This window comes from Nostoc sp. UIC 10630 (assembly GCF_010747425.1).
In the GTDB taxonomy this organism is placed as follows: Bacteria; Cyanobacteriota; Cyanobacteriia; order Cyanobacteriales; family Nostocaceae; genus Nostoc.
This window is the reverse complement of sequence record NZ_JAAGOG010000016.1, coordinates 68,144-74,284: the sequence shown is the minus strand read 5'-3', so window position 1 is coordinate 74,284 and position 6,141 is coordinate 68,144. Positions and strand designations below refer to the sequence as shown.

Sequence of the window (6,141 nt, the reverse complement as noted above, 5' to 3'; positions counted from 1 at the left end):
GGGGAGAGGGGCAGGGAGAAGGGAGCAGGGGGAAATTACTCCATCCTCCTGCTGTGGAACAGAGCGGAAAATGGGTCTGAGTCTCCCACTTCTCCACCAGTAGTTCTCGTTCCCTTCGGGATTGAGCGCAACAAGTGGGGTCGAATTCCCTTTCTGTTCTATCTCCCCTGCTCCCTGCTCCCTTGCCTCTTTCTTGTTCAATATCTCAACTCATTGGGAAATCATCACGCCGTCACCACCTAAACTCGCTCTTTGATGCCTTGTTTGATTTTTAAGCTGGTATAAAGACACGCTTAAATCAGTTATTAGATTTCATATTTGCTTGAAATCCCAATATAAAATCTTCCACCTTTGGAGGTGGAGAAATCTGACTCCCAAGGAAGCTAGAAAACTAATAACTGATAACCGTTTACTGATAACTGTTTTTTATTTTTTGCCATCAATGCACTAAGTAGATAATTCCCATTACTGTCAGATGATCTAGCAAAATTTATGGGTGTTACTCCCCAATTACCTGGAAAATATTCCGATAATGGCTCACAAACCAAGGGAGACTGGAAATAAATAACATTCCGAATGCTGATAGAAATTATAAACAGACGATTATTCTACAATCAGATGGGACGGAAATTTGGAGAGAGAAGTTTCCACTTTATAATTACAGAATCTTCAAAATACGGTGATTTTACTGAATTTAGAGTGCTGAGTTCCGAGGGAAAATCACTCAGAACTCAGTAAGAATTGACCCAATATTTTGATTAGCGATCGCCAGAATCTGGAGTTACTTCCAAATTGCCACTGTCATTTGATGCTGGCACCTTCGACTTAGGTGATTCAATTACCAACGAGGTTCCAGAAGAACCATCTAAAACCAGTTGACTTGAGCCTGCATCCACAGTTTTTGGATCTGGGAACACAAATCGTAACAAAGGAGGAGCTAAAAAGGTTGTCAAGATAACCATCATAATGATTGCCGCCCCTAGTGGTTTCGAGAGAGCGCCACTGGCTGCGCCGACACCAGCAAACACTAATCCAACTTCTCCTCTAGGAATCATCCCCACACCGATCGCTAAACGGTTGATTCCCGGTTGACCAAACACGCTTAAGCCTGTGATTACTTTACCGAGAATGGCTACTATAATCAGGAAAGTTGCCATAATTAAACCTTCTCGATTATCGGGAATTGCTGGGTTTAACACTCCCAAATCGGTTTTTGCCCCAACAGTCACAAAGAAAATTGGCACTAACATATCAGCAATGGGACAAACTTGCATTTGCAATTCTTTGCGCTTCTCTGTCTCTTCTAGGACTAAACCCGCCGCAAAAGCTCCCAAAATTGCTTCTAAGTGGATGACAGCGGCAAGGTATGCCATAGCAAAGGCGAAGATGAATGCTGGTATTACCAGTCCACCGCGTGTTTTGAGTTTAGCAGCGATCGCCACAAAGGACTTATTGAAAACATTCCCTAGTAGAATTGCTCCCAAAATAAAACCAGTGGCGCTGATAATCAAATAAATGACTTTGCTGACATCCACCACACCATCTTTAGCGAGGCTGGCAACTACCGCCAAAACGATGATTCCTAGAACATCGTCAATTACAGCAGCACCCAAAATAATCTGCCCTTCTCTAGAATTGAGCCGCCCCAACTCTGACAGCACCTTGGAAGTAATCCCGATACTAGTGGCAGTCAAAGCCGCCCCAGCAAAAATCGCGGGTATAGCAGCAATTCCAAATAAAGTCATCAGTCCCACAGTACCAGCTGCAAAGGGTACTACTACCCCCACTATTGCCACGACGGTGGCTTGGATACCAACTGCCATTAAGTCTTTTAAGTTTGACTCCAAACCGATTTCAAACAGCAGGATGATTACACCCAACTCTGCCAAAACAGAAATGACCTCAGACTGCGCTGCAAACACTGCTGGAGTGGCTTCAGGACTTAAACCAGCAGTGATTTGAAGGAAGGACATGATCAAAGAGTTAGAACTGTCTGTGCTGCCTTCTGGAAAGACTAAAAGGTGGAAAACAGAGATGCCAACTACCACGCCACCTACTAGTTCGCCTAAAACGGGCGGCAAACCCACTTTGTTTGATAACTCTCCACCAACTTTGCTGGCGAGGTAAACGACTACTAAGCTGAGTAGCACTGCGGCTACTACCATTGAACTGTCTGCGGCTTCTGTTGCAGTAGCCAGCAGAGGAAAAGAGAAGTTAATTGGATCTAACAAATGCATGGGTTCTGTGAAAATCCTTCTCTTTGATTTTGACGTGTTTCTGAAAAACATCTATCTGTGGAGACGCTATTGGCAGGTTCAAAAACTTAATTTGTGCCATTTGTCTACTTAAACCAAGCGCTATCAGAAAACTTCGGAAGCCCTGACTACAAACAGTCTAGGAAGCCGCAGCAAGTCAAAGTCGATGAATTAATTTTCCATCAGGACAAAATCTTTAAAAATGTTAGTGTAATTTTTTTAGTATCAAAAAATGTAACCATTTCAGCTTTTGACGATCGCAGTGTCAAAGTAAGAACATACAAATCGTATCTAGCGATTGCACTTAAGTTGTGAAAAACTTGTGGTGACTGTTGACTTTTAACAGCCGCCAGAAGATTGCTAAATACGCTTATTAAAAACATCTGTGGATACTTTGAGGAGTGCAAATCTTATGACTAGAGCCGCTTTACCCGGTTCTCAGTTTCCATCTGGAAACCTGTGGAAAATACTGCCTTTAGCCCTGCTAGTATGTGCAACTTTTGTACTACCTGCATTGGCGCAAGAGAAGGAGAAAATGTGGCGAACCCTTAGTGTCAGTGGTCGTGGAGTTGAAACGATTCCGACAACCCTGGCGCAAGTTAGCTTAGGAGTGGAGATTCAGGGAAAAACAGCACAAGAGGTACAGCAAGAAGCAGCCCGGAAGTCATCGGCTGTAGTTGCGTTCCTCAAAAGCCAAAATGTCGAAAAATTACAAACTACTGGTATCCGCTTGAATCCAGTCTACAGCTACACCAATAATGTGCAGAGGATTACAGGCTATGCTGCCAGTAACACGGTGAGTTTTAGGATTCCCACAGAAAAAGCTGGTACGTTATTAGATGATGCAGTGAAAGCGGGTGCAACACAAATTAATGGTATTAGTTTTGTTGCGAATGATGAAGCGATCGCAGCTGCTCAAAAACAAGCATTAAAAGAAGCCACCCAAGATGCCCAGCAGCAAGCTGATGCTGTTTTCAGTGCTTTGGGTTTCAAATCCAAAGAAATAGTCAGCATTCAAGTTAATAATGCCACTGCGCCTCCACCACCCATGTTTTTACGGGCTGAGGCTGCCAAAGTAGCTGATTCTTCCACCCCTGTCGTTGGTGGTGAACAGGAAGTGGAAGCATCGGTGACTTTACAAATTAGTTATTAGTCATTTGTCATTAGTCCTTTGTCATTTGTGAGGGCAAAGGACTAATAATCAATGCCCAATTCCCAATTAATTAAAAATGTTCTGAAGACATATCTCCACCGCCCTCTCCATCGCGCTTAGAGCCTAATAATTCTAGTTGGTCTACTCTAATAATTGGTGTAGAACGGTTTGCTCCTGTTTGGCGATCGCTCCATGTGTCAAACTTTAAGGAACCTTTGATGCCAATTAAGCTGCCCTTACGCACATAATTACCTGCTACTTCAGCCGTTTTATCCCATAATTCCAGAGTGAACCAGTCAGGTTCGTCGCTGTTGCGCGATCGCCTTTTTACCGCTAATGTCAATCTACACTTAACACTACCAGACTCAAAATATTTTATATCTGGGTCGCCGCCTACACGGCCAACAAGGGTGACAATATTGATACTCATAGGTTTTACCTTTCAGTACAGGTGTACTTGTTAATTCCGACTTTCATCATAGCGAATTGTGAAACACTTGAAAATAATGTGTTAAACAGTTAACAATATAGTGGAATTGAAAAATTATACATAACTACTTGGAGAAACACATAAAAGTATACGGATATACTAAGCGAACCAGAGAATATCAAAAAACAAGGGCCTGAGACATAGTAAATATTCCTGGGAATCATATAAAAATATAGTTTAGTTTGCTGAACTCAGGATACAAAGATAATCGAATCCACTCTTACCGTTGTAGTCAAGAAGTATCGCACATAGGGGGCTTAGAGAAGCGTGGGTATTTTTAGGAACTTTCGCACATCATGGGATATGGGTATCGACCTCGGTACTGCTAACACCCTGGTTTATGTATCTGGGAAAGGTATTGTACTGCAAGAGCCTTCGGTAGTTGCTATCGATGTCAACGAAAAGGTAGCACTAGCAGTAGGAGAAGAAGCCAAAAAAATGCTCGGCCGCACACCTGGAAATGTGATTGCCCTCCGCCCCTTGCGTGATGGTGTAATCGCTGATTTCGATATAGCCGAGCTAATGCTGAAAAGCTTTATTCAGCGTGTAAATGAAGGCAAATCTTTAATTCTACCCCGAATTGTTATTGGTATTCCCAGTGGGGTCACGGGTGTAGAAAGACGGGCTGTGATGGATGCAGCTCACCAAGCAGGAGCAAGAAAAGTTTATTTAATCGATGAACCTGTAGCTGCCGCCATTGGTGCAGGACTGCCTGTTGCCGAACCCACTGGCAACATGATTATCGATATTGGTGGTGGTACAACCGAAGTCGCGGTGCTAAGTCTTCAGGGCACGGTAATCAGCGAATCAGTACGCATTGCTGGGGATGAACTAACTGATTCAATCATTCAGTATATTAAAAAAGTTCATAACTTAGTCATTGGTGAACGGACTGCTGAAGACATCAAGATTCGGCTTGGTTCTGCGTATCCTACCCATGATGATAATGATGCCATGATGGAAATCCGAGGCTTACACCTGCTTTCTGGTCTACCGCGAACTGTAACCATCAAAGGCCCAGAAATCCGTGAAAGTATGTTGGAACCACTATCAGTAATTATAGAAGCTGTGAAGCGGACACTGGAACGTACACCTCCAGAACTAGCAGCAGACATTATTGACAGAGGGATTATGTTAGCTGGGGGTGGTGCTTTGCTTAAAGGCATAGATACCTTAATTAGTCATGAAACGGGGATTGTGACTCACATTGCCGCCGACCCTCTCTGTTGTGTTGTGCTGGGAACAGGTCGGGTGTTAGAAAACTTCAAACAGCTAGAACGGGTTGTTACCGAAAGCTCTCGCAATATGTAGCAAAAAAATATCATACTTGAGTTCTATTTGAGTTCTATTTGGGTTCTATATAAATAGAATCCAAATAGAACTTAATTGTATAAGTAGATAAAGGTATATATGGTTACAATACGGCGCTGGTGGGATCGTAAAGGCTTACAAATCGGGTTGTTAGCTCTAGTAGTTGGTAGTGCTTGGGTATTGCGACAAACTCAAGGTGAATTGGTGCTTGAGACATACCAGGCACTTACCCGTCCATTAGAGATGTTGCAGTCAGGACCAACTCCAGAAGAACGTATTAGAGATGCCCGGATATTAGAATTGCAAACCCGTATAGTAGATTTGGAAAGTCAAAAGACAAAGCTACAAGATTTATTAGGCTATGTGGAAAAAGAGCCACTGGCATCACGGCCAATTCCAGCCAGGGTAGTAGGGCGTAGTGCTGACCAGTGGTGGCAACAAGTTACTCTGAATCGCGGCGCAAATGCAGGGATTCAGGAAGGCTTTGTAGTCAAGGCCGATGGCGGATTAGTCGGTTTGGTAGAGAGTGTAACCCCCAATACTAGCCGCGTGTTGTTAATCAGTGACCTCAAGAGTCAAGTTGGTGTATCAGTTAGCCGCACAGCAGCTAAAGGCGTTTTGCGAGGAGATTCTTCTGCCGAAGCTGTGCTGGAGTTTTATGAAAAAGTCCCAAATGTCAAGATAGGAGATTTAGTTTCCACATCTACCTATAGTCAGAAATTTCCATCTGGCTTGGCAGTAGGACGAATTAAGTCGCTGGATTTAAAGAAACTTCCCGCATCAGTAGCGAAAATTGAGCTTTTTCCGCCAATCCGCTCTCTTGATTGGGTAGCAGTTTATCCAAAGCCAGAAAACCAAGAGCCGGAAAACGAAAAGTCAGTAAATCAACTGCCGCAAAATTCTAAGTAAATTCTCCCTTAAAAATCCATAGA

6 protein-coding genes are annotated in these 6,141 nt (G+C 43.3%); 4 read left to right on the top strand and 2 right to left on the bottom strand.

The genetic code is table 11. The features are described 5' to 3' along the window. The coding region (locus G1O98_RS39425; RefSeq protein WP_207794491.1) for a hypothetical protein at nucleotides 1–243 on the top strand (243 nt) is incomplete at its 5' end. A gap of 515 nt (nucleotides 244–758) precedes the next feature. Here the strand turns inward: G1O98_RS39425 and G1O98_RS06825 are convergent. Then, nucleotides 759–2,237, bottom strand: coding sequence for a cation:proton antiporter (locus tag G1O98_RS06825; protein ID WP_163927916.1), 1,479 nt, complete (start codon nucleotides 2,235–2,237; stop codon nucleotides 759–761). 430 nt (nucleotides 2,238–2,667) lie between these two features. Here G1O98_RS06825 and G1O98_RS06820 point away from each other — a divergent pair, with 430 nt between their 5' ends. Beyond that, nucleotides 2,668–3,408 (top strand): SIMPL domain-containing protein, encoded by a 741-nt coding sequence (locus G1O98_RS06820; protein ID WP_163927915.1) that lies wholly within the window; start codon nucleotides 2,668–2,670, stop codon nucleotides 3,406–3,408. A gap of 70 nt (nucleotides 3,409–3,478) precedes the next feature. Here the strand turns inward: G1O98_RS06820 and G1O98_RS06815 are convergent, their stop codons facing one another. Further along, on the bottom strand, nucleotides 3,479–3,838 hold the full coding sequence (locus tag G1O98_RS06815; protein ID WP_012408517.1) for a single-stranded DNA-binding protein: 360 nt from the start codon (nucleotides 3,836–3,838) through the stop codon (nucleotides 3,479–3,481). Between the two features lie 363 nt (nucleotides 3,839–4,201). Here G1O98_RS06815 and G1O98_RS06810 point away from each other — a divergent pair, with 363 nt between their 5' ends. Together G1O98_RS06810 and mreC are read left to right on the top strand one after the other, a co-directional pair. Beyond that, nucleotides 4,202–5,209, top strand: coding sequence for a rod shape-determining protein (locus tag G1O98_RS06810; protein WP_094330992.1), 1,008 nt, complete (start codon nucleotides 4,202–4,204; stop codon nucleotides 5,207–5,209). A 99-nt stretch (nucleotides 5,210–5,308) separates the two neighbouring features. Further along, nucleotides 5,309–6,118, top strand: a complete 810-nt coding sequence (gene mreC / locus G1O98_RS06805; RefSeq protein ID WP_163927913.1) for a rod shape-determining protein MreC — start codon at nucleotides 5,309–5,311, stop codon at nucleotides 6,116–6,118. Nucleotides 6,119–6,141: the final 23 nt, after the last annotated feature.